The following is a 22,802-nucleotide window of genomic DNA, read 5'->3' as shown; positions in this document are numbered from 1 at the left end:
GTTTGGAGGGGCAGCGCCCCTCCAACTCCGCCCGCATCAGTCATTTTCCCAAGGGCCGTCGGCATGAGCCGGTGAATTTGCCGTGCGCTGGCTTCATTGTGGCGGTGCCGGACGTGCTCCCGCGCCGCTGCTGCCTCGCTCCACGCGACGCGCATGTCGCTCGCCGGAATGCGCCGCGGCCCCACCACGCCGCTTCGCCGCGGAGCACGGGTTCATCATGGGCAATCGTCGCGGCCACGGGGCGCCGCCCGCCGAGGCCGCTCCGAAGCGCGCCGCCGCCCTACGGAGCCACCGCCAGGATCGCCTTCGCCACCGCGTGCAGGTCTTCGGCGACGAAGCAGCACAGTGCGCGCTCCGCCTCGCGGGCTGGCACCAGGTCCGGCACCATCACCACCGCCATTCCCGCCGCGGCCGCCGCGCGCACGCCGTGCGGCGAATCCTCTAGCGCGAGGCAGGTCCCCGCCACGGCGCCAATGCGTTTCGCCGCCAGCAGGAAAGGATCGGGCGCCGGCTTGCCGCGGGCATAATCGCCGCGCGCCACCACCGCATCGAACCGCCCGTCCAGCCCATGCGCGGCAAGGTTCCGCCGCACCGCCTCATGCGAGGAGGAGGTCGCGATCGCCCGCTTCAGCCCCAGACTGTCGAGCAGCGCCAGCATCTCCCCTACGCCCGGCTTCAGCGCGGGCCCTGCGGCAGCGCGCCGGGCGTAGCAGCGCGCCCAGCGCGCCTCGAAGTCATCCACGGCGAAATCCTCGCCGAAATGGGCCAGAAGCCGGGCCCGATTATCCGGCCAGGTGCCGCCGATCAGGCTCAGGAAGACGGCGTCGGGCAATTCGCAGCCATGCTCGATCGCCGCGTCGCGCGCGGCGTCGCGATGCAGCGTCTCGCTGTCGAACAGCAGCCCATCCATGTCGAAGACGACGCCCATCGGCATGCGGGGCAGGGTCATTCCGCGTCTCCTGGCGCTTGCCGGTGCCTCTTCAGTCGGCCGCGGCGACGCCGATCAGGCCGCCAGTGTCCCCCACGCCGCGGCCCGACGCCAGCCAGCGGTCGGCCGCGCCGTGGCCGGCCTCGAAGAAGCGGCTCAGCAGCGGCCAGGAAACATTCACCGGGCTGGCCGAGCCGGCATCCTCAACCTCCTCCCACAGCGACAGCCGATGCAGGCGCAGTCGGTCGAGCCGATGGCAGAAGGCCGGTCGGTCCGATTGCGCCTGGCTGCACAGCCAGCGAAGTTCCTCAAGCGCCTTCAACTCCCGCTTCAGCGGGGCGGAGAAGGCGATTTCCAGCGAGCGTTGGGTGATGTCGTGCCGCAGCCGCGGGCTGCCGGGGCGATGGTCGGGCGTGAGCTGCACCAGCAGCAGCGACTCCGCCTCGCTCGCGGTCATCAGTTCGCGCAGCGGAGGATTGGCGCTGTAGCCACCGTCCCAGTAGGGCTCGCCGTCGATCTCGACGGCCTCCCGCATCAGCGGCAGGCAGGCGGAGGCGAGCACGGCTTCGAGCGTGACCTCGTCCTCGCGGAAGATGCGGGCCTCGCCGCTGGTCACATGGGTCGCGGCAATCAGCAGCGGCAGCGGGCGTTCCGACCGCAGCCGGCGGAAGTCGACCAGGTCGCCCAGCAGCTCCTTCAGCGGATCGGGGCCCGAGAAGCCGAAGCCGAACGGCGTGACCGGAAAATCCGCCAGGGCGAGGACCGAGCCCAGCACCGGCAGTCCGGCCATGCCCGACCAATCCGACAACAGGCGCCAGAAGCGGGTGAGGCGCGCCCGTGCCTCCTCCCGCCCGCCGGCGAGGAGGCCATCGGCCAGCAACACGCCGTTCACGGCGCCGGCGCTCGCGCCGGAAATGGCGGCGAGCGGCACGGAAGGTTCGGCGAGGAGCCGGTCCAGCACGCCCCAGGTGAAGGCCCCGAAGGAACCGCCACCCTGGAGCGCCAGGCCCAGGGGCGCCGGCTTGGAAGTCAGGTCATGCTGCATTGCACAACGTCACATATGCTGACCCTTTGCGTCCACAAGTCCCGCTCCGACGAGACATGTGGACAGCGCAGGGCTTCCGGGCGGGCGCCGGCGGTGCCACAAGAACGGCCCGACCAGCAGGGAGCGATGAGCATGACCGCCGACCGTTACGATCTTCTTCTCCGCGGCGGGCATGTGGTGACGCCCTGGGGTGTCGAGACCGCCGATGTCGCCGTGCGCGACGGCCGCATCGTCACCTTGGGCGACCTGCGCACGGCCGAAGCCGCCGAGACCATCGACTGTGCCGGCCTGCACGTCCTGCCCGGCCTGATCGACCCGCATGTCCATCTGCGCGATCCGGGCGACCCGGCGGTCGAGACCATCGAGACCGGGACCAAGGCCGCGGTGCTGGGCGGCCTCGCCGCCGTGTTCGACATGCCGAACACGACGAAGTCGGTGGTGACGAAGGACATCCTGGACGAGAAGCGCGCCTATCTGGCAGGCCGCGCCTATTGCGATGTCGGCCTGTATGTCGGCGCCTCGAAGAAGAACATTCCGGAGCTCGCGGAGCTCGAACTGCAGCCGAATGTCTGCGCCGTGAAGGTCTTCGCCGGCTCCTCCACCGGCGACCTGCTGGTCGAGGACGATGCGAGCCTGGAGGCCGTGATGCGGTCCGGTCGCCGGCGCATCTGCTACCACTCCGAGGACGAGTACCGGCTGCAGGAGCGCAAGCCGATGTTCACCCCCGGCATGCCACACCGCAACCACATGGTCTGGCGCGACGTCGAGACCGCGATGCTGGGCACGAAGCGCCTGATGGCCATCGCCCGGAAGACAGGCCGCCCCGCCCATATCCTGCACGTCTCGACCGCCGAGGAACTCGACTACCTGCGCGACTTCCGCGACGTCTGCACGGTCGAGGTGCTGCTCAACCACCTGACCCAGACGGACGAGGCCTATGACCGCCTCGGCGGCTTCGCGGTGATGAATCCGCCGATCCGCGACCAGCGCCACCTCGATGCCGCCTGGGCCGCGGTGAATGACGGCACGGTGGACTGCATCGGGTCCGACCACGCGCCGCATTCGCGCGAGGCCAAGGAACGCCCCTGGCCCAACACCGCGGCCGGCCTGACCGGCGTGCAGACGTTGGTGCCGCTGATGCTGGACCACGTCACCGCCGGGCGGCTGTCGATCTCGCGCCTGGTGGACCTGATGTGCGCCGGCCCGGCCCGCGTCTATGGCGCTCTGAACAAGGGGCGGCTCGCCGCCGGCTACGACGCCGACTTCACGCTGGTGGACCTCAAGCGCCAGCGCATGATCCGCAACGACTGGCTGGCCACACCGGCCGGCTGGACGCCCTTCGACGGCACGGTCTGCACCGGCTGGCCGGTCGCGACCATCATCCGCGGCCAGGCGGTGATGCGGGAGGACGAGGTGCTCGGCGCGCCCGTCGGCAAGCCGGTGTCCTTCGCCGACACCCACCGCGCGTGAGCACGGACCCGGTCGCGGCGGCGATCACTTCCCGCCGCTCCATCCGTGCCTTCCTGCCGACCCCGGTGCCCCGGGCCGATGTCGAGCACCTGCTCGACATCGCCGCCCGTGCGCCCTCGGGGACCAACATGCAGCCCTGGCGCGGCTATGCGCTGACGGGTGAGCCGCTGAAGCGTCTCTCCGCGGCCCTCGCCGCCGCGCATGACGCGCACGCGCCCACCGAGGCGGAATACCGCTACTACCCGGAACACTTCCCCGAGCCCTACCTGTCCCGCCGTCGCAAGGTCGGCTGGGACCTCTATGGCCTGCTCGGCATCGCGCGGGGTGAAGCGGCGAAGATGCACCGCCAGCACGCCCGCAACTACGCCTTCTTCGATGCCCCGGTCGGCATCATCTTCACCATCGACCGGCGGCTCGAGATCGGGTCCTGGCTCGATTACGGCTTCTTCCTGGGCAATCTGACGGCGGCGGCGCGGGGCATGGGCCTCGACACCTGCCCGCAGGCCGCCTTCGCGCCGCATCACCGCGTCATCCGCGACCACCTGCCGATCCCCGAGGAGGAAGTCGTGGTCTGCGGCATGGCGCTCGGCCATGCCGATCCCGCGGCGCCGGAGAACAGCCTGATGACCGATCGCGTCCCGGCGCGGGAGTTCTGCCGCTTCCTGGGCTGGGACTGACGGACCGTGCCGCCGCTGACGGGCTGGGCGCTGTGGCTGCGGCTGGTCACCATTGCCATGCTGTGGGGCGGGGCCTTCCCGCTCATCCGCTTCCTGTCAGGCTACCTGCCGCCCTTCGCCATGGCCGGGGTGCGCGGCGTTCTGGCGGCCATCGTCGTCTTCATCTTCCTGTGGATGCGCGGGCAGCTCGGCGGCTTCACGCGCAAGGTGGCATTCGGCGCCCTGGTGCTCGGCACCTTCAGCGGCGTGCTGCCGAATACGCTGATCCCCGTGGCCCTGCAGCGGATGGAGGCCGCCCCGGCCTCGCTGATCCAGGCCTCGGGGCCGCTCATCATCACCCTGCTCGCCGGGCTGCTGCTGCCGGGGGAAAGGCCGACGCGGCGGATGATGTTGGGCGTCGGCATCGGCTTTTGCGGCATCGCCCTGGTGATCGGGCCGGCCGCCCTCGGCGGCGGCGAGGCTCTCGGGGCCGTGCTGATCCTGGTGGTCACGACCTCCTACGCCATCAGCACCATCTGGGTGCGCATGGCCCCGCGCGGGCCGGCGGCGGCGCTTGCCCTGGGGCAGCAGGCGGTGTCGGGCATCGTCTCGGGCAGCCTGGCCATGGTGGTGGACGGGCCGCAGGCGCTGGTCCAGCCGCCGGAGGTCTGGGTGCTCGCCGTGGTGCTGGCGATCTTCGCCACCGCGATTCCGCTGACCCTCTTCCTCGGCCTCGCGACGCGGGCCAAGGCGGCGGATGCGGCGATGGTGGGCTACCTCCAGCCGGTCTTCGCGACGACCATCGCGGCACTCTGGCTGGGCGAATGGCCGTCCTGGCAGGTGGTCGCCGGCGGGGCGGTCGCCCTCGCCGGCGTCTTCGTGGTCACGACCCGGCGCTGACCTGCGCGATCCAGTCCGGCAGGTTGTAGAACATGGTCACCCGGGCGATGCGCCCGTCCCGAATGGCGTAGAAGGCGCCTGCCGGAAGGCGGTAGGTCTGGCCCTTCGCCTCCGGCAGGCCCTCATCGGTCGCGAGGTATGTCCCCTCGACGATGAATTCCGCCGCCGCACGGGCGCCGGCCGGTTCCGCCATGACCACGATGTCCACCAGGCATTCGCGGTAGCAGCGATCCATCCGCGCCATGAAGGCGGCGAAGGCGTCGCGCCCGACCTCCCGCCCGCCCTGGTTCACGTCATGGGCCACGTCCTCGGTCAGCAGGTCCAGCATCGCGGCCCGATCGCCACGGTTGAAGGCATCCAGATAGGCACGGATCAGGGCAGCGGCGTCCAAGGCGGGCTCCATCGCAGGCGGTTTTCTTGCCGGTTGAATGCCGTAAGCCTATAGCTGCGCCGCAACAACACCAGCACACCCGGATTGCCCATGCCGCAGAAGCCGCCGAGCTTCCAGGACATCATCCTGCGTCTTCACCGCTTCTGGTCCGAGCGCGGCTGCGTGATCCTGCAGCCCTATGACATGGAAGTCGGCGCGGGCACCTCGCACCCCGCGACGACCTTGCGGTCGCTCGGCCCGAAGCCGTGGAAGGTCGCCTATGTGCAGCCGTCCCGCCGGCCCGCCGATGGTCGTTACGGGGAAAATCCGAACCGGTTGCAGCACTACTACCAGTACCAGGTGCTGCTGAAGCCCTCGCCCGCCGATCCGCAGGCGCTGTTGATCGAATCCTACCGCGCGCTGGGCATCGACCCTGCCCTGCACGACATCCGCTTCGTCGAGGATGACTGGGAGAATCCGACGCTCGGCGCCTGGGGCCTTGGCTGGGAAGTCTGGTGCGACGGGATGGAGGTGACGCAGTTCACCTATTTCCAGCAGGTCGGCGGCATCCCCTGCGAGAAGCCCTCCGCCGAGCTAACCTACGGGCTCGAGCGCCTGGCCATGTACATCCAGGGCGTGGAGAATGTGTACGACCTCGATTTCAATGGCGAAGGCGTGAAGTACGGCGAGGTCTTCCTGCGTGCCGAGAAGGAATATTCGGCCCACAACTTCGAATACGCCGATGTCGGCATGCTGTTCCGCCATTTCGAGGATGCGGAGAAGGAATGCGCCGCGCTGCTGGAACGGAAGCTCGCCTTGCCGGCCTATGACCAGTGCCTCAAGGCGTCCCACCGCTTCAACCTGCTCGATGCCCGCGGCGCGATCAGCGTGACCGAGCGCGCGGCCTATATCGGCCGGGTCCGCACCCTGGCGAAGGGCTGCTGCGAGGCCTGGCTGGCGGGGGAGGCGGCGTGACCGCGCCCCTGGATGTGGTTGAGACAGCCGACGGCTTCCGTTTCGAGGGTGAGGCGGCAGCCATGCTACAGGACCTCGCCGCCCTGCTTGGCGTCACGCCGCTGGCGGCAGTTCGCCTCGCGGTGCGTGAACGACTGACCGAACTGCGTGACGTGAAGACCCAGAGCCGCGACGATGCCTGAACTGCTTCTCGAACTCTTTTCCGAAGAGATCCCGGCGCGCATGCAGGCGCGTGCGGCGGAAGACCTCGCGCGCCTGTTCGGCGAACGCTGCGCCGCGCTGGTCGAGGCACCTCCCCTCACCTTCCACGGTCCCCGCCGCATCGGCCTGTCGGCCCTGCTGCGCGCCTCGGTCACCACCGAGGGCAAGGAGGAACGCGGCCCCCGCATTGGCGCCCCCGACGCGGCGCTGGACGGCTTCCTGCGCAAGCATGGCGCGACGCGCGACGCGCTGAAGCAGGAAGGCCAGTTCTGGGTGCTGTCCAAGCCGGGCGAGACGGTGGAGGCGCGCACGCTCCTCGCCGCCGCCATCCCGGCGATCATCCGCGCCTTCCCCTGGCCCAAGTCGATGCGCTGGGGCGGGTCGTCCACCATGGCCTGGGTGCGGCCGCTGAAGCGCATCCTCTGCGTGCTGGACGGTGCCGTGGTGCCCTTCGACCTGCGCACCAACGAGGATGACGGCCACGCCCTCGCCTCCGGCAACGAGACCGAGGGCCACCGCATCATGGCCCCCGGCGCCTTCGCTGTGCAGGGCCTGACCGATTACCAGGAGGGCCTGCGCGAACGCCGCGTGGTGCTCGACGCCGCCGAGCGCGCGCGGGAGATCAAGGACGGCATCGCCGCCCTGGCCGCCGCCGAGGGGCTGAGCGTCGTCCCCGACGAGGGCCTGGTCGCCGAGGTCGCGGGCCTGGTGGAATGGCCGGTGACGCTGCTCGGGCGCATCGACGACGCCTTCATGGACCTGCCGCCCGAGGTGATGCGCACGACCATGCGCGTGAACCAGCGCTACTTCGCGCTGCGCAAGGCGGATGGGTCGGCCGCGCCGCGCTTCGCGCTGGTGGCAAACATCGCGGCGCCGGATGGCGGCGCGGCGATCACCGCCGGTAATGAGCGCGTGCTCCGCGCGCGCCTGTCGGATGCGCGGTTCTTCTGGGACCTCGACCGCAAGCAGTCGCTGGAGAGCTTCCTGCCGAAGCTGGACAGCGTCGTCTTCCACGCGAAGCTCGGCACGCAGGGGCAGCGGGTCACGCGGCTGGAACGGCTCGCGCGCATCATCGCGGAGAAGGTCGGCGCGGACCCGCACGACGCGGCGCGCGCCGCGAAGCTCGCCAAGGCGGACCTCGCCTCCGGCATGGTGGGCGAGTTCCCGGAATTGCAGGGCGTGATGGGGCGCTACTACGCGCTCGGCCAGGGCGAGAAACCCGCGGTCGCCGAGGCGATCGCGGCACATTACCGGCCGCTCGGCCCGGGTGACGAGGTGCCATCCGAGCCTGTGGCGATCAGCGTGGCGCTGGCCGACAAGCTCGACCAGCTCGCCGGGTTCTTCGCCGTGGGCGAGAAGCCGACCGGCTCAGGTGACCCCTTCGCGCTGCGCCGCGCCGCCCTCGGGGTGATCCGCATCGTGCGCGAGAACGGGCTACGCTTGCCGCTGGTGGCGCTGCTCAACGCCGCGATGGTCCCGCTCGCCGCGGACATCGGCACGGTGTCCGGCGCGCCCTTTGCGTCTGTGAAGCGTCCCTTCGGCCATGCCGAGCATCGCGTCGAGGTCTGCGCCATCGAGGTCCTCGACTTCCTCACCGACCGCCTCCGCGTCCAGCTCCGCGCCGAGGGCACCCGTCACGACGTCGTGACCGCCGTGCTCGGCGCTGCCCCGGATGACGACCTGGTCCGCCTCCTCCGCCGCGCCGACGCCGTCCGCTCCTTCGTGGAATCCGAGGCCGGCGCCGACCTCCTCGCCGCCTACAAGCGTGCCGCGAACATCCTCCGCATCGAGGAAAAGCGCGACGGCCACGCCTTCGACACGGGCTATGAACACCACCTGCTCAAGGCCCATGAGGAGGAAGCCCTGGCTGCCGCCCTCGAACCCGCAGCCAGCCGCATCGCCCTCGACCTCTCCGCCGAGGATTTCGAGCGCGCCATGGAAGCCATGGCGACCCTTCGTGCGCCTGTTGACGCTTTCTTCGACAAGGTCATCGTGAATGACCCGGCGCCGGAACTTCGCCGCAATCGTTTGAAACTTCTCGCTCGCCTCCGCGCCACGATGGACGCTGTGGCGGATTTCTCGAAGATCGAAGCCTGAGGGGGAACCCCTGATGACGCAGTGGGTCTACAGCTTTGGCGCCGGCCGCAACGAAGGTCGCGCGGATATGCGCAATCTGCTTGGCGGCAAGGGCGCGAACCTCGCGGAAATGGCCTCGATCGGCCTGCCCGTTCCGCCCGGCTTCACCATCACGACCGAGGTCTGCACCTGGTACTACCAGAACAGCGAGAGCTACCCCGCTGACCTGGAAGACCAGGTGAAGGCCGGCCTCGCCCGGGTCGAGCAGGCCGTCGGCAACAAGTTCGGCGACCACCACAAGCCGCTGCTGGTCTCGGTGCGCTCCGGCGCCCGCGCCTCCATGCCCGGCATGATGGACACGGTGCTCAATCTCGGCCTGAACGACGCGACGGTCGAAGGGCTGGTGGCGGCCTCGGGCGATGCGCGCTTCGCCTGGGACAGCTATCGCCGCTTCATCCAGATGTTCGGCTCGGTCGTGCTCGACGTGGACCATCACCGCTTCGAGGAGATCATCGAGCACATCAAGCTCGACACCGGCAAGATCGACGACACCGAACTCACCGCCTCCGAATGGCATCGCGTGGTCGATGGCTACAAGGAGATGGTGCGCGAGGTCACCGGCAAGCCCTTTCCGCAGGATCCCTGGGATCAGCTCTGGGGCGCCATCGGCGCGGTGTTCGGGTCCTGGATGAACCAGCGCGCCATCACCTATCGCCGCCTCAACGACATCCCGGCCGAATGGGGCACGGCGGTGAACGTCCAGGCCATGGTCTTCGGCAACATGGGCGATGATTGCGCGACGGGCGTCTGCTTCACCCGCGACCCGTCCACCGGCGAGAACGTCTTCTACGGCGAATACCTGGTGAACGCGCAGGGCGAGGACGTCGTCGCCGGCATCCGCACCCCGCAGCCCATGTCGAAGGAGCGCGCCAAGCCCGGCGAGAAGCCGATGGAAGAGGTGATGCCCGGCGCCTATGCGGAACTGGTGAAGGTGCGCCAGACGCTCGAGCGCCACTACGCCGACATGCAGGACATCGAGTTCACGGTCCAGTCGAACAAGCTCTACATGCTGCAGACGCGCAACGGTAAGCGCACCGCGGCCGCGTCGCTCAAGATCGCCGTCGACATGGCCCAGGAAGGCCTGATCGACCACGCCGAGGCGGTGAAGCGCGTGAACCCCGCCGCGCTCGACCAACTCCTGCACCCGACGCTCGACCCCAAGGCGCCGCGCAAGCACCTCTCCAAGGGCCTGCCGGCCTCCCCCGGCGCCGCCTCCGGCATCGTCGTGTTCAGTGCGGATGAGGCCGAGGCGCGCGCGCAGAAGGGCGAATCCGTCATCCTCGTGCGCATCGAGACCTCGCCCGAGGACATCCACGGCATGCACGCCGCGAAGGGCATCCTGACCACGCGCGGCGGCATGACCAGCCACGCGGCGGTCGTCGCCCGCGGCATGGGCCGCCCCTGCGTCGCCGGCTGCGGCGGCGTGTCGGTGGACTACAACAACCAGGTGCTCTCCTCCGGCGGCATCCAGGTGCGCGGCGGCGAGATCCTGACCATCGACGGCGGCACGGGCGAGGTCTTCGTTGGCTCCGTCGCCATGGTCGAACCCCAGCTCTCCGGCGACTTCGCCACGCTGATGGGCTGGGCGGACGAGGTGCGGCGCCTCAAGGTCCGCGCCAATGCCGAGACCCCGCTCGATGCCGAGACGGCGCGCAAGTTCGGCGCCGAGGGCATCGGCCTGTGCCGCACCGAGCACATGTTCTTCGACCCCGAGCGCATCGGCGCCGTGCGCCAGATGATCATGGCCGAGACGGAATCCGGCCGGCGCGTCGCGCTGTCCCGCCTGCTGCCCTTCCAGCGGCAGGATTTCGTCGATCTGTTCCGCATCATGACCGGGCTGCCGGTCACCATCCGCCTGCTCGACCCGCCGCTGCACGAATTCCTGCCGCATACGGATTACGAGATCGCGGAAGTGGCGAAGTCCCTGGGCGCGGATGTCGATGCGATGCACCGCCGTGCGCAGGAACTGTCGGAAGCCAACCCGATGCTCGGCCATCGCGGCTGCCGGCTCGGCATCTCCTTCCCCGAGATCTACGAGATGCAGGCCCGCGCGATCTTCGAGGCCGCCTGCCAGATCGGCAAGGAGACCCACAAGGCCCCGCATCCCGAGATCATGATCCCGCTGGTGGCGACGAAGCGCGAGTTGGAGATCACCCGCGCCCAGGTGGACCGCGTCGCGCAGGAGGTCTTCGCCGAACTCGACTACCATGTGGAGTACAGCGTCGGCACCATGATCGAACTGCCGCGCGCGGCACTGACCGCGGATGCGATCGCGGAGACCGCCGACTTCTTCTCCTTCGGCACCAACGACCTGACGCAGACGACCTTCGGCCTGTCGCGCGACGATGCCGGCAAGTTCCTGCCGCTCTATGTCGAGAAGGGCATCTTCCCGAAGGATCCCTTCGTGTCGATCGACCCGGACGGCGTCGGCGCGCTGGTGAAGATCGCCTCCGAGAAGGGCCGGCGGGTAAAGTCGGGCCTCAAGCTCGGCATCTGCGGCGAGCATGGCGGCGATCCCTCCTCGATCACCTTCTGCGAGAGCGTCGGGCTCGACTACGTCTCCTGCTCGCCCTACCGCGTGCCGGTGGCGCGCCTGGCGGCGGCGCAGGCGGCCCTGGCGGGCGGCGGCGGCGACCGCACCGCCTGACGCGGCGGGCAGGAGGGTAGGCGCCTAGAGCATTTCCGGCGAACGTCCGTTCACCTGCAATGCTCTAGGTGTTTGTTTTGCGACCATCTTCACCTGTCCAGATGAGCTCATCCGGACAGGATCTGCTCTAGGCTGCCGGCCCGCCCCGCCGCGCCATCATCCGGTTGCCCGGCCTTTCGCTGACATAGGCGAGGTCGGCAAAGCCACGCAGCCGGCTCTCCACGCTCTCGAAGGCGCTGCGCTGCGCTGGGGTCAGCGGCGCATCCGGCGTATCGCGCCGATGCACGAGATACCGCGCCAGCATCCCCGCCCCGCGCCGATGCGCCGCGGCGACCATCGCCCCCTCGGTCAAGGTGATGCTGCCGCCATCCAACGCGGTGATCGTCACGCCCACCTGGGACAGCGTGCCGCCGCGGTCGAGGATCGTCTCCTGCCGCGCCAGGAAGGCCGACATCGCCGCCTCCTGCGCTGCGGGGCTGGCCAGGAAACTCCCCTCATCCGTCACGCCCAGGCGCTGCGCCGCGGTGGTCCAGCCGCCCGATGCGTCCATCCAGCCGATGTCGCGCAACGCGGCCGGCACGAACTGGTATCGTCCCAGCGCCCCGGACACCGGATTGCGCAGCGCGTAGCCCTCCTCGCGATGCTCGGCGCTGCGCTCGGCCTCGGCGATGCGCCGGCGGAAATCGGCATTGGGCTGGGCTTCCCAGGGGCGCAGGGCGACGGCCTCGGCGGGGCGCGCCACCGCCGGCGTCGCAAACGGTGCCGGGCCGCGCGCGATGGCGGGCTGGATCGTGGGCCGGGTGGGACTCGGTATGGCCGGCGGCGTGCTGCGGGCCAGCACCTGCTTGAAGTCGCGGTGCTTCGGCGCCCGCGCCGGGGCGGCAACCGGCTGAGGCACGGAGGCTGCCTGGCGCGGAGCAGGAGGATTCGGCATGGCCGGCACATTCTGCCGGTCAAAGACTGAACGGAAGATGAGCGTGGCGGGACCCATCACCCGCGCTGCACCCCAGGCCGTGGCGCCGGGGTCATACCCTCGCCTCACCGGCGCGGTGGGAATTGGAGGGGCTCTGCCTCTCCAAGCCGCCCCGCCACAGGCCACACGGCATTTCGAGACCGATACCCGGCGACCGGGCACCAATGGTCGGGCGCGAGGATGAACGGTGTGATGGGCACGGCGCGCGTACGTACGCCGGAAACCGTCTTCCGCGCCGACCATCAAGTGTTGGTCTCCAAAGGCCCTGCGGCCTTTGGCGGGTGGAGGTCCGGGGGAAGGCATCGCCCTCCCCCGTTCCGCCATCACCCTCATCGTCACGCGTCAGGGGCGCGGCCCCTCCCCACTCCGCGGATCAGGGAGAAGGGACCGCCCGCGTCAGACCGCGGCCTCGGCGAAGATCTGGCTGACATCCCCGCGCCACACGGTCGCGCAGCGATCGAGCCAGCGATCCGCCTGGGTCTGCCCGGTTGCCACCACGGCATCGAGCGGGTCGAGGAACATCGCCTCATCCAGCCCGCGCGCGACCAGGCCGTCACGGGCGATGGCGAGCACCTCGCGCGCGACATCGATCAGGCTGCGCCCGGCGATGGTCGCAGTCAGGCCAGCGGCGGGCACAGCCTCGCGCAGCGCGCGCATCTCGCCGACCGTCCAGTCCTTCGTGAGCGCCCGCGCGGCCTTCTGTGCCGCGTCGTCATAGAGCAGCCCGACCCAGAAGGCCGGCAGCGCGTTCAGGAAGGCCGGTGCCCCGGCATCCGCGCCGCGCATCTCGAGGAACCGCTTCAGCCGCACATCGGTGAAGACCGTCGTGACGTGGTCGGCCCAGTCGCCCATCGTGGCCGTGTGGCCCTTCAGCTTCTCCGCGCGGCCTTCGAGGAAGGCGCGGAAGGACATGCCCGCCGCATCGATCCACTGCCCGTCGCGCATGATGAAGTACATCGGCACGTCGAGCACCCAGTCGGCGAAGCGTTCGAAGCCGAAGCCGTCCTCGAAGGCGACCGCGGGGATGCCGGTGCGGTCGGGGTCGGTGTCGGTCCACACCTTGCCGCGTAGCGTGCGGTAGCCATTGGGCTTGCCCTCGGCGAAGGGCGAATTGGCAAAGAGCGCGGTGGCCAGCGGCTGCAGCGCGAGCGAGACGCGCAGCTTCTCGACCATGTCGGCTTCCGCGCCAAAGTCGAGATTCACCTGCACCGTGCAGGTCCGCAGCATCATGTCGAGGCCCATGTGACCGACCCGCGGCATGTATTCCCGCATGATCGCGTAGCGGCCCTTGGGCATCCAGGGCATCTGGTCCCGCGTCGCCAGCGGATGGAAGCCGAGCGGCGCGAAGCCGAGGCCGAGCGGTGCCGCCACCGCGCGCACCTCCTCCAGATGCTGGGCGAGTTCGGCCGCCGCCTCATGCATTGTTGCGAGCGGTGCGCCGGACAGTTCGAACTGCCCGCCGGGTTCCAGCGAGACCGAGGCATCGCCGCGCTTCAGCCCGATCGGGTTGCCGCGGTCGAGGATCGGTTCCCAGCCGAAGGCCATCAGCCCTTCCAGCATGGCGCGGATGCCGCCCGGCTCGTAGGGCGGCGGGGAGAAATCACGGGTGCGGAAGCCGAACTTCTCGTGCTCGGTCCCGATGCGCCAGAGGTCGCGCGGCTTGCTGCCGGCGGCGAACCACTCGGCAAGCTGACGCGCCGAGGTGATCGGCGTGGGATCCGACTCGCCAGGATTCGACATGCAGTCCTTCCGCGGTCGCCGCAGGACGCGGCGCGTTCAGCTCACGTCCCAGTCCCCCGCCAGTGCCTGGAGCACCGCGAGGCCCGCGACCGCCGCCGTCTCGGCCCGCAGGATGCGGGGGCCGAGGGCGACGGCGGTAACAAAGGGACGACTTACGGTATCGTCAAGCTCACGACCCTCGAAGCCGCCCTCGGGACCGACCAGCCAGCCGAGAGGAAGCCTTGCCCCGGCAGCGGCATGCCGGAGGGGCATTGCACCCCTGCGCTCGGCGGCAACGAAAAGCGCTGCCCCATCCCAGGCGTCCAGCGCGGCATGCAGCGGGACGGCAGGGCAGACCGTGGGGACCGACAGGCGCTCGCACTGCTCGGCCGCGCCGCGGGCGATGGCGGCCAGGCGATCGGTGTTCACCCGGTCCACGATGCTGCGCCGCGTCATGACGGGCTGGATGACGGAAACACCGAGCTCGGTCGCCTTCTCCACGACCCAGTCCAGCGCATCGCGCTTGATGGCGGCGACCAGCAAGCGGAGATCGGGTTCCGGGCGCGGCGCGCGCAGGCGATCCCCGACGGCGAAGGCGCCGCGATCCTTGCGCAGCGCCGTGACCGTCGCGGCGAATTCGCCGTCCCGGGCGTTGAACAGCGCAACGGCATCGCCCGGCCCGCGCCGCAGCACGGTACCGAGGTGATGCGCCTGGGCGGGCGTCGCGGCGATCTCGGCGCCCGGTTCGAGCACGGCGTCGGTATGGAGTCGTGGGGTGGACATGGCGGGCCTCGCTGGCGCTTATACGCCGCGTGAGCGGATACACCGACATCCGCGCCACCGGCTGGGTGGCGCATCTGCCCGAGAGCTGGCGTCCCTATGCGCTGCTGATGCGGCTCGACCGGCCGATCGGGTCCTGGCTGCTGTTCCTGCCGGGGCTCTGGGCCTTCGCCATGGCCGCGCCGTCCTGGGGGCGAGGGCTGTGGCTGACCCTGCTGTTCGGCGTGGGGTCCGTGCTGATGCGCGGCGCGGGCTGCGTGGTGAACGATCTGTGGGACCGCGACATCGACCGCCAGGTGGAACGCACGGCGGGGCGGCCGCTGGCCTCGGGCGCGGTGCGGCCGAAACAGGCGCTGGCCTTCCTGGCAGGCGTGCTGGCGGTGTCGCTGGTCATTCTGCTGATGCTGCCGCCGGTCGCGATCCTGCTCGGCGTCGTGTCGCTGCTGCCGGTCGTGCTCTATCCGCTGGCCAAGCGGGTGACGAACTTTCCGCAGGCGATGCTTGGCCTGGTCTTCTCCTGGGCGGCGCCCATGGGCTACGCGGCGGCGACGGGCCGGGTGGATGCGGCGGCGATCGCGCTGTGGGCGGCGGGGTTCTTCTGGATCCTCGGCTACGACACGATCTATGCGCATCAGGACCGCGAGGACGACGCGCTGGTCGGCATCGGGTCCACCGCCCTGCATTTCGGCGAGAAGACGCGCCCCTTCCTGATCGCCTGCTATGGCGTGGCGATAGTCCTGCTGGTGCTGGCGGGCTGGCTCGGCGGATTGTCCTGGTGGTTCGCGCCGGCGTTGCTGCTGCCGGCGGCACTGCTGGCGCGGCAGGTGGTGCTGCTCGACATCCATGATCCCGAACTGTGCCTGCGACTGTTCTGGGCGAACCGCGAGGTCGGCTTCGCGATCGCCCTCGCCTTCCTGATCGGACGGCTGTGAGCCTCCGTTCGTCCCCCGGGCGCCGGCCATCTGGCCGGCTTGGCTTCGCGCCGTGCATGGGCGCTCCGGCGGCCGCAGCCAGCCTGGGCGCGTTCGCGGTCCGATGCTGGGCGCTGGACCATTGAATGTCCGGCATGACGCCTGAGGATTTCGTCGTAGCCCATACGGTGGTCGGGCGCGCGCCGCTGGTGCCGGAAATCGCGCTGTATCTTGCCAGCGAGATCACCCCGATCTGGCAGGCCACGGAAGACTGGCTGAAGGAACGCAACATCGAGCCGCCCTTCTGGGCCTTCGCTTGGCCGGGTGGGCAAGCGACGGCGCGGCTGCTGCTCGATGAACCGGCACGCGTCGCCGGCAAGCGGGTGCTGGATTTCGCGGCGGGGTGCGGCATCGCCTCAGTGGCCGCGGCGATGGCGGGCGCCGCTTCGGTCGAGGCTGCCGAGATCGACCCCCTCGCCCTGGCCGCGGTGCGGCTGAACGCCGCGCTGAACGGCGTGACCGTCGCGACGCCCGAGGGTGACATCGTCGGCGCCCCCTGCCGCTGGGACGTCATCCTCGCCGGGGATGTCTGCTACGAGGCGCCGATGACGGCGCATATCCTGCCCTGGCTGCGCGGCATGGCCGCGGGCGGGGCGGAGGTGCTGCTCGCCGATCCCGGCCGCGCCTACCTGCCGCGCCAGGGGCTGGAACCCGTTGCCCGCCACGTCGTGCCGACGACGCTCGAGCTGGAAGACCGCCGACAACGGGAGGTGACGCTGTTCCGCCTGCTACCGTGACGACATCGGAACATGCTAGGTTTGGCGATTGCATCCGACGCAGCGCCATGCTTCGCATTGTCATCGCACTCCTCCCCCTGCTGCTGCTCGCCTGCCCCGCCTGGGCGCAGCGCCAGACGATCTACGACGCCCAGGGCCGCTACCAGGGCTATACGGAGCGCCGCGGCGATCGCGTCACCCGCTACGATGCCCAAGGCCGCTACCAGGGCTACACGGAGCGCAGCGGCGGGCGCGTCACCCGCTACGACGCGCAGGGCCGCTACCAGGGCTATACCGAACGCAGCGGCGACCGCGTGAACCGCTACGACGGCCAGGGCCGCTATCAAGGCTACACGCAGCGTAGCGGCAATCGGACCCAGAGCTATGACGGGTCTGGCCGCTACACCGGGACGACCGAGCGCGGCCCGGGCGGCACGCGCAGCTATGACGGCACTGGAAAGTTCACCGGCAGCACCTCGCGCTGATCAGCGCGTCGCATGTTCCAGGAAGCGCAGCAGCGCCTCCATGTCCTCGGCACTCTCCAGCCGCTGTACCGGCATGGTCGTGCCGGGCGTCACCACATCAGGCCCGCGGGTGAACAGGTCGGCCACCGTCTCCGGCGTCCAGACGATGTCCCTGCGCGCCAGTCGTTCCGAGTAGGCATAGCCCGGCACGCTGCCCATCCGCCGGCCGAACAGGCCATGCAGCGTCGGGCCGGCCATGTTGCCGCCTTCCGGCGTCAGGGCATGACAGGCCGCGCAGGCACGGAACACGCGCGCGCCATGCGGGTCGAGGCCATCGGGCAGCGCCGCCTGCTCCACCTCCCCCGCCGGGCCGAGTGCCCGGCCCGCCAGCGCGTCCCAGCGCCGCACCCGCCGGTCGGCACCACCGGTCCACAACGTGCGTCCATCACTGTCGAAGGCCGCGGACCAGACCGGCGTGCCGGGGCCTTCCAGCGTGTGCAGCAGCCGCCCTTCGGGCAGCGCCAGGATCGCCACGCTCCCGCCGAGCGATCCCGCCGCAAGCAGCGTCCCGGACCCGTTCACCGCCAGCGCCACCACCGGCCGTCCCAGGGTCAGCACCTCCCGCACCGTCCCGGTGGGGGCGATCACCCGCACCGTCCCGTCGACGCCCCCGACCGCGAGGCCCCCATCCGGCAGTGCCGCCAGCGCGTTCTGCGGCAGTCCGAAGGCGGCGGTCACCTCGCCCAGCCTGTCCGCCCGCCACGCCCGCACCGTCCCGTCGAAGCCCGCGCTCATCGGCACGCCATCGGCCCGGAAGACGATGGCATTGACGTTGCCCTGATGCCCTTCCAGCACGCGGGCCCTCCCGTCCGGCGCCCAGACCCGCACCGTCCCGTCCCAGGACGCCGAAGCGATCACCCCGTCCCGAGCCGCCAATCCCGCAATCGGCCCGTTGTGTCCCAGCAACGTGCGTTCCAGCCTGCCCTCGCGCGACCAGACGGCGATGCGCCCATCCTCCCCGCCCGAAACCACCGCGCCATCGGCCAGGGGCGCAAGGGCGTTCACCGCCCCGCCATGCCAGCGCACCACTGCCCGCGCTCGGCCCGAGGCCAAGTCCCAGAAGATCACCGACTGATCGAAGCCGGCCGATGCCAGCGATCCACCCTCAGGCGCAACAGCGAGGGCGCGGACAGGGCCGCCATGCACCGCGGCCTGGTCCTGAGCCAGGGCCGGGGCTGTCAGCGCCAGAAGCAACGCGACGCATTGGAGGGGCCTTGCCCCTCCAAACCACCCCAGCATCGGGGTCCCATTGACGTTGCTACGCAATGCCAATGGATGCCCCTGATGCTTGGAGCACCTGGACCGCAGTCTTTTGGCGTTGGGCAAGGCAGTCGTACTGCACCCACCAAGCGCGCTTCGTGCGCAAATGCGGGTTTCGGCATCCGTTCTGTCAGCGGCGCCCGGCGTCAAGTTGAGGTTTCCAAAGGCCTTTCGGCCTTTGGTGGGGTGGCTTGGAGGGGCAAAGCCCCTCCAATTCCAGAGCGAAAGCATGGCGCTAGTCAGGAGGGCCCTTGCAACCCCTGACCTGGCGTCGCGCCGGACCACCGGCCCCTGCACACCAGGCGCGGTCGAAGGGGTCGTCATCTCCGCCGCCAAATGCCGCGGGCATCTGGCGGAGCGAGACCCGGAGGAGGCCGAAGCCCCTCCCCGCGTGCCCTCACACGACGACGCCACCGCTGACATGCAGCACCTGCCCCGTCACATATCCCGCCGCCGGCGACGCCAGGAACGCAATCCCCGCCGCCACGTCGTCCGGCGTGCCGAGCCGCCGCAGCGGGATGCGCGCCGCGATCGCCTCCCACTGCGCCGGCGTCATGGCGGCGTGGGCGCCGGGGTCCTTGCGGGTATAGCCTGGAACCACCGCGTTCACCGTCACATCCGGCGCCCATTCCAGCGCGAGGGACTTCACCAGCGCCTCGACCGCCGCCTTGGCCGCGGCGGAGGCCGGGAAGGCCGTCACGTCGTTGCGGAACAGATGCGCGACGAAGGAAGACACGGCGATCAGCCGCGGGTCCCTGCCCTGCTTCAGGATCGGCCCGGCCTCCCGCGCCAGGCGCAGGAAGGCGAGCGCGATCGCGTCGTGGCTCTTCGCGAAACCTTCGTCGGTCAGGGCGGCGATGGGCGTGCGGTCGGCAAAGCCGGCGTTGGACACGACCACGTCCAGGCCGCCGAGCAGATCCGCCGCCTCGCGCACCGCACGTTCCGGCGCGCCCGCTTCGGACAGGTCGCAGAAGATTTCGTAGGCCTCGCCGCCACGGTCGCGGACGGAGGCGACGGTGCGCGCCGAACCCTCGCGGTTGCCCCGCGTGTGCACGGCGATCGTCACGCCCGGCCCGGCCAGCGCCCGACAGGCGGCTGCTCCGATGCCGCTCGCCGCACCGGTGACCAGGATGTTGCGCTCCGCCATGCGTCCGAATCTCCAAAGACTGCGTGGCGACTATAGGATCGCGAGGCGCCGCGGTCAGTCCATCGCCGCATGCGCCGGATCGGCCGCAGGGCGCGGCCCGCCGGGGCGCCGCATCATCAGCACCAGCGCCGCGGTCGGGATGCAGAGCAGCAGCAGCAGATGAAAGTCGTTGGCATAGGCCATGATCTGCGCCTGGCGTGTGACCTCGTCATTCAGCATGGCGGCGCCGGCCGTCGTGGTCGGGTCCCAGTACTGCGACACGCCGGACAGGTGCAGCATGCGGTTCAGCGGGCCGACATTGCCGGCGATCTCGGCATGCAGCACCTGCGTGTCGTGTTCCAGCACCGCGATGGTGGTGGAGATGCCGATCGCACTGCCGATGTTGCGCACCAGGCTGGTCAGGGCGGTGCCGTCGGTGCGCATCTCGGGCGGCAGGGTGGCGAAGGCGACCACCTGCAGCGGGATGAAGATGAAGCCGAGTCCGAAGCCCTGCGCCGCCGTGACGAGCATGAGTTGGTGCTGGCTCAGATCCGGCGTCCAGCCCGTCATGTCCCACATCGTCCAGGCAATGACGCCGACGCCGAACAGCATGAGCATGCGCGGATCGACCCGGTCGGCGAGCCGCCCTGCGACCATCATCGCCGCCATGGTCCCCACGCCGCGCGGTGCCATGACCAGCCCCGCATCAAAGACCGGATAGCCGCCGAGCGTCTGGAGGTAGGGCGCCAGCAACGCCGAGGTCGAGAACAGGATCGCCCCGACCACGAACATCATGAAGAAGGCCGAGAGGAAGTTCAGGTCCTTGAAGATGCGCGGCGGGATGAAGGGCCGCTCCGCCGTCAGCAGATGCACCAGGAACAGCCACAGGCCGAGCGCGGCGAGGCCGGCCTCGATCAGGATCTCGGTCGAGGTGAACCAGTCCTCCCGCTGCCCGCGGTCGAGCATGAGCTGCAGCGCGCCGATGCCGAGGCTGAGCGCGGTGAAGCCGAACCAGTCGAAGGATCGCGCATGGGCCGGACGATCCTCGCGCAGGAAGATCCACAGGCCCGCGAAGGCAAACAGCCCGACCGGCAGGTTCACGTAGAAGACCCAGCGCCAATTGTAGGATTCGGTCAGCCAGCCGCCGAGCGTCGGCCCCAGGATCGGCCCCAGCATCACGCCCATGCCCCAGACGGCCATCGCCGACCCGCGCCGCGCCGGGGGATAGATGTCGAGCATCGTCGCCTGGGACAGCGGCACCAGCGCCGCGCCGAAGGCGCCCTGCAACAGGCGGAACAGCACCATCTGCTCGAGCGACTGCGCCGCGCCGCACAGCAGCGAGGCAAAGGTGAAGCCGCCCACCGAGACGAGGAAGATGCGCTTGCGCCCATAGCGTGCGGCGAGCGCGCCGACCGGCGAGGTCATGATCGCCGCGGCGACGATGTAGGAGGTCAGCACCCAGGTGACCTGGTCGGCGGTCGAGGACAGCCCGCCCTGCATGTAGGGCAGCGCGACATTGGCGATGGTTCCGTCCAGCGCCTGCATCAGCGTCGCCGCCATGGCGCAGACGGTGATCAGGGCGCGGTTCGGTTCCGCACTCGCGGGGGCCGCGACGGCCGTGGTTGCGGCGGACATGGCATGCCTCAAGGGTTGTTTGGAAGCACGCCATTCGGCGCGTTTCCAGGCCCGGCCCCGACCCCGCACCCCCGCCCGGCCACCCAGGTCAGTATCCGGAAATGGGCGGTCGGGCGGGGGTGCGGGCCAGTGCCGGACGTTCCAAACGGACTCTCAGAACAGATCGGACAGGCTGCGCCGGTGGCCGGTGTCGATGCTGGCGACGACGCTCATCCCCGCACGCAGCGGTGGGGCACCGGCTTCCGGCGTAACCTGCACGCGCACGGGCACGCGCTGGACCACCTTCACCCAGTTGCCGCTGGTGTTCTGCGCCGGCAGCACCGAGAACTGCGCGCCGGTCGCCGGCGCGATCGACGCGACCGTGCCGCGCCACGTGCGCCCCGGATAGGCATCGACGGAGAAGGTCACCGGATCGCCGGGGTGGACATAGGTGAGGTCGGTCTCCTTCGGGTTGATCTCGACCCAGGTACTGCCGGTGCCGACCAGGCCGAAGGCCGGCGTCGAGGCGGCGAGGTAGAGGCCCGGCTGCACCGATTCGACCCGCGTCACGATGCCGTCGAAGGGCGCGCGGACGGTGCTGTTGGCGAGCTGTCGGCGTGCCTCGTCCAGCGCGGCCTGGGCCTGCTGCACCTCGGGCTGGTTCGCGACCGGCTGGTCGGGATCGCCGCCAAGCTTCGCGCGCTGCACCTCCACCTGCTGGCGCAGGCTGGCGAGCTGCTGTTCCGCCTGGCGCAGATGGAAGCGCGAGTCGTCATAGGTGGCGCGCGAGACGGATGACGTGCGCACCAGGCTCTCGGCCCGTTCGAACTGCGCGCGGGCGAGATCGACCGCGGCCTCCTGCGCCGCGATGTCGCTTTCCATGCGGGTGAGGTCGGCGCGCATCGCATCGACGGTCAGCACCGCCTGGCGCAGCCGCGCCTCGGCGCCGGCGACGGCGATCTCGAAGGGCGTCTGGTCAAGCTGGTAGAGCACCTCGCCCGCCTTCACCGTCTGGCCTTCGTGCACCGGCACGGCGCGGACGATGCCGGCGACGTCGGTCGAAACCATCAGCATGTCGGCGTGGACATAGGCATTGTCGGAGGAGACGTAGCGCCCGCCCGTCAGCCAGCCATAGCCGGCCACGCCGATCGCGGCGACGAGGCCCGCGGCCATCAGGACATGGCGCAGGCGGCGCTTGCGGGGCTGTGCGGTGGTGCTTGCGCGCTCGACCGCGCGCGGTGATTCGCTCAATGGACCTTCAGGCATGGTGGACGTTCCTCAGGCAGCTTCGTCCGGCAAGCGGTCGTCGGCCAGGAGCTGCTCTTTCATGGTGATCAACGCCTCGACGACGCGATGCACGGTGGCGTCGTCGAGGTCGCGCGTGACCTGGGCGTGGAGTTCCTCGCGATAGGCGGCGATGCGTTCCAGGACGGGGCCGGCAGCCGGGGTCAGGTGCAGGCGCCAGACGCGGCGATCGGTCGGGTCGGGGTGCCGTTCCACCAGGCCGCGCGCCTGCAGCCGGTCGATCTGCCGGCCGACGGTGATCGGCTCGACCTCCAGCGCATCGGCCAGTTCCTTCTGGCTGAGCCCGCCCATGCGTTCGAGCCGCGCCAGGATGACCCATTGCGCGCGCGTCATGCCGCTCTGGTTGGCGCGGCGATCCGCATGAATGCGGACCAGCCTGCCGACATCGGAGAGCAGGAAGAGCAGGTCGCGATCGAGGGCTTCTGGCATAGCACCGATATAATAAGCAGCGTTATGATCAGCTTCAATGGGTATATGCCATGCCTC

21 protein-coding genes are annotated in these 22,802 nt (G+C 70.1%); 10 read left to right on the top strand and 11 right to left on the bottom strand.

The genetic code is table 11. The features are described 5' to 3' along the window. Positions 1-280: 280 nt before the first annotated feature. A complete protein-coding gene (locus tag KPL78_RS05170) occupies positions 281-949 on the bottom strand; it encodes an HAD family hydrolase (protein WP_219761857.1) in 669 nt (222 codons plus the stop codon). Positions 950-980: 31 nt separating this feature from the next. Continuing rightward, entirely contained in the window at positions 981-1,973 is a 993-nt protein-coding gene (locus KPL78_RS05165) for a patatin-like phospholipase family protein (RefSeq protein WP_219761856.1), read from the bottom strand. Between the two features lie 132 nt (positions 1,974-2,105). Between KPL78_RS05165 and KPL78_RS05160 the strand changes: the two genes are divergently transcribed. The 3 genes from KPL78_RS05160 to KPL78_RS05150 are packed head-to-tail and all read left to right on the top strand — an operon-like array spanning position 2,106 to position 4,999. Beyond that, positions 2,106-3,443, top strand: coding sequence for a dihydroorotase (locus KPL78_RS05160; RefSeq protein ID WP_219761855.1), 1,338 nt, complete (start codon positions 2,106-2,108; stop codon positions 3,441-3,443). After that, positions 3,440-4,120: a nitroreductase gene (locus KPL78_RS05155; RefSeq protein ID WP_219761854.1), complete on the top strand. Its 681-nt coding sequence runs from the start codon at positions 3,440-3,442 to the stop codon at positions 4,118-4,120. Before KPL78_RS05160 ends, KPL78_RS05155 begins: the two co-directional genes overlap by 4 nt. 6 nt (positions 4,121-4,126) lie before the next feature. After that, positions 4,127-4,999, top strand: coding sequence for a DMT family transporter (locus KPL78_RS05150; RefSeq protein WP_219761853.1), 873 nt, complete (start codon positions 4,127-4,129; stop codon positions 4,997-4,999). Here KPL78_RS05150 and KPL78_RS05145 read toward each other — a convergent pair. Further along, positions 4,983-5,402, bottom strand: coding sequence for a ketosteroid isomerase-related protein (locus tag KPL78_RS05145; protein WP_219761852.1), 420 nt, complete (start codon positions 5,400-5,402; stop codon positions 4,983-4,985). The genes KPL78_RS05150 and KPL78_RS05145 overlap by 17 nt on opposite strands. 78 nt (positions 5,403-5,480) lie before the next feature. Here KPL78_RS05145 and KPL78_RS05140 point away from each other — a divergent pair, with 78 nt between their 5' ends. From KPL78_RS05140 to ppdK, 4 genes are read left to right on the top strand one after another with little or no spacing between them, the layout of a single operon-like run. Beyond that, entirely contained in the window at positions 5,481-6,344 is an 864-nt protein-coding gene (locus tag KPL78_RS05140; RefSeq protein WP_219761851.1) for a glycine--tRNA ligase subunit alpha, read from the top strand. Further along, positions 6,341-6,526 carry a hypothetical protein gene (locus KPL78_RS05135; RefSeq protein WP_219761850.1) on the top strand — a complete coding sequence of 62 codons (186 nt, stop codon included), beginning with the start codon at positions 6,341-6,343 and terminating at the stop codon, positions 6,524-6,526. Before KPL78_RS05140 ends, KPL78_RS05135 begins: the two co-directional genes overlap by 4 nt. Next, entirely contained in the window at positions 6,519-8,642 is a 2,124-nt protein-coding gene (glyS, locus tag KPL78_RS05130) for a glycine--tRNA ligase subunit beta (protein WP_219761849.1), read from the top strand. The genes KPL78_RS05135 and glyS overlap by 8 nt, the downstream gene beginning before the upstream one ends. 13 nt (positions 8,643-8,655) lie before the next feature. Next, the gene (ppdK, locus tag KPL78_RS05125) at positions 8,656-11,328 is read left to right on the top strand and encodes a pyruvate, phosphate dikinase (protein ID WP_219761848.1); all 2,673 of its coding nucleotides are present in this window, start codon (positions 8,656-8,658) and stop codon (positions 11,326-11,328) included. A 127-nt stretch (positions 11,329-11,455) separates the two neighbouring features. Here ppdK and KPL78_RS05120 read toward each other — a convergent pair whose 3' ends face one another. From KPL78_RS05120 to KPL78_RS05110, 3 genes are all read right to left on the bottom strand, one after another. Next, complete coding sequence (locus tag KPL78_RS05120) at positions 11,456-12,226, bottom strand: hypothetical protein (protein ID WP_219761847.1); 771 nt, start codon at positions 12,224-12,226, stop codon at positions 11,456-11,458. Positions 12,227-12,697: 471 nt separating this feature from the next. Then, entirely contained in the window at positions 12,698-14,041 is a 1,344-nt protein-coding gene (locus KPL78_RS05115; protein WP_219761846.1) for a glutamate--cysteine ligase, read from the bottom strand. Between the two features lie 36 nt (positions 14,042-14,077). Continuing rightward, on the bottom strand, positions 14,078-14,803 hold the full coding sequence (locus KPL78_RS05110) for a 16S rRNA (uracil(1498)-N(3))-methyltransferase (RefSeq protein ID WP_219761845.1): 726 nt from the start codon (positions 14,801-14,803) through the stop codon (positions 14,078-14,080). A 29-nt stretch (positions 14,804-14,832) separates the two neighbouring features. Between KPL78_RS05110 and ubiA the strand changes: the two genes are divergently transcribed. From ubiA to KPL78_RS05095, 3 genes are all read left to right on the top strand, one after another. Continuing rightward, positions 14,833-15,732, top strand: coding sequence for a 4-hydroxybenzoate octaprenyltransferase (gene ubiA / locus KPL78_RS05105; protein WP_219761844.1), 900 nt, complete (start codon positions 14,833-14,835; stop codon positions 15,730-15,732). A 134-nt stretch (positions 15,733-15,866) separates the two neighbouring features. Continuing rightward, complete coding sequence (locus tag KPL78_RS05100) at positions 15,867-16,508, top strand: class I SAM-dependent methyltransferase (protein WP_219761843.1); 642 nt, start codon at positions 15,867-15,869, stop codon at positions 16,506-16,508. A 47-nt stretch (positions 16,509-16,555) separates the two neighbouring features. Beyond that, the gene (locus KPL78_RS05095; protein ID WP_219761842.1) at positions 16,556-16,972 is read left to right on the top strand and encodes a type IV secretion protein Rhs; all 417 of its coding nucleotides are present in this window, start codon (positions 16,556-16,558) and stop codon (positions 16,970-16,972) included. Here the strand turns inward: KPL78_RS05095 and KPL78_RS30635 are convergent, their stop codons facing one another. The 5 genes from KPL78_RS30635 to KPL78_RS05070 form a co-directional block, all read right to left on the bottom strand. Beyond that, on the bottom strand, positions 16,973-18,205 hold the full coding sequence (locus KPL78_RS30635) for a c-type cytochrome (RefSeq protein WP_304621868.1): 1,233 nt from the start codon (positions 18,203-18,205) through the stop codon (positions 16,973-16,975). It abuts the gene before it with no gap. Positions 18,206-18,668: 463 nt separating this feature from the next. Continuing rightward, entirely contained in the window at positions 18,669-19,418 is a 750-nt protein-coding gene (locus tag KPL78_RS05085) for an SDR family NAD(P)-dependent oxidoreductase (protein ID WP_219761840.1), read from the bottom strand. A gap of 54 nt (positions 19,419-19,472) precedes the next feature. Continuing rightward, positions 19,473-21,032 (bottom strand): DHA2 family efflux MFS transporter permease subunit, encoded by a 1,560-nt coding sequence (locus KPL78_RS05080; RefSeq protein ID WP_219761839.1) that lies wholly within the window; start codon positions 21,030-21,032, stop codon positions 19,473-19,475. A 153-nt stretch (positions 21,033-21,185) separates the two neighbouring features. Continuing rightward, on the bottom strand, positions 21,186-22,277 hold the full coding sequence (locus KPL78_RS05075) for an HlyD family secretion protein (RefSeq protein ID WP_219761838.1): 1,092 nt from the start codon (positions 22,275-22,277) through the stop codon (positions 21,186-21,188). A 12-nt stretch (positions 22,278-22,289) separates the two neighbouring features. Continuing rightward, the gene (locus KPL78_RS05070; RefSeq protein WP_219761837.1) at positions 22,290-22,745 is read right to left on the bottom strand and encodes a MarR family winged helix-turn-helix transcriptional regulator; all 456 of its coding nucleotides are present in this window, start codon (positions 22,743-22,745) and stop codon (positions 22,290-22,292) included. Positions 22,746-22,802: the final 57 nt, after the last annotated feature.

The sequence above is a fragment of the Roseomonas alba genome (genome assembly GCF_019430885.1).
GTDB classification, from domain to species: Bacteria; Pseudomonadota; Alphaproteobacteria; order Acetobacterales; family Acetobacteraceae; genus Neoroseomonas; species Neoroseomonas alba.
The sequence above is the reverse complement of the archived record's forward strand: the minus strand, read 5'-3'. Positions and strand labels throughout refer to the sequence as shown.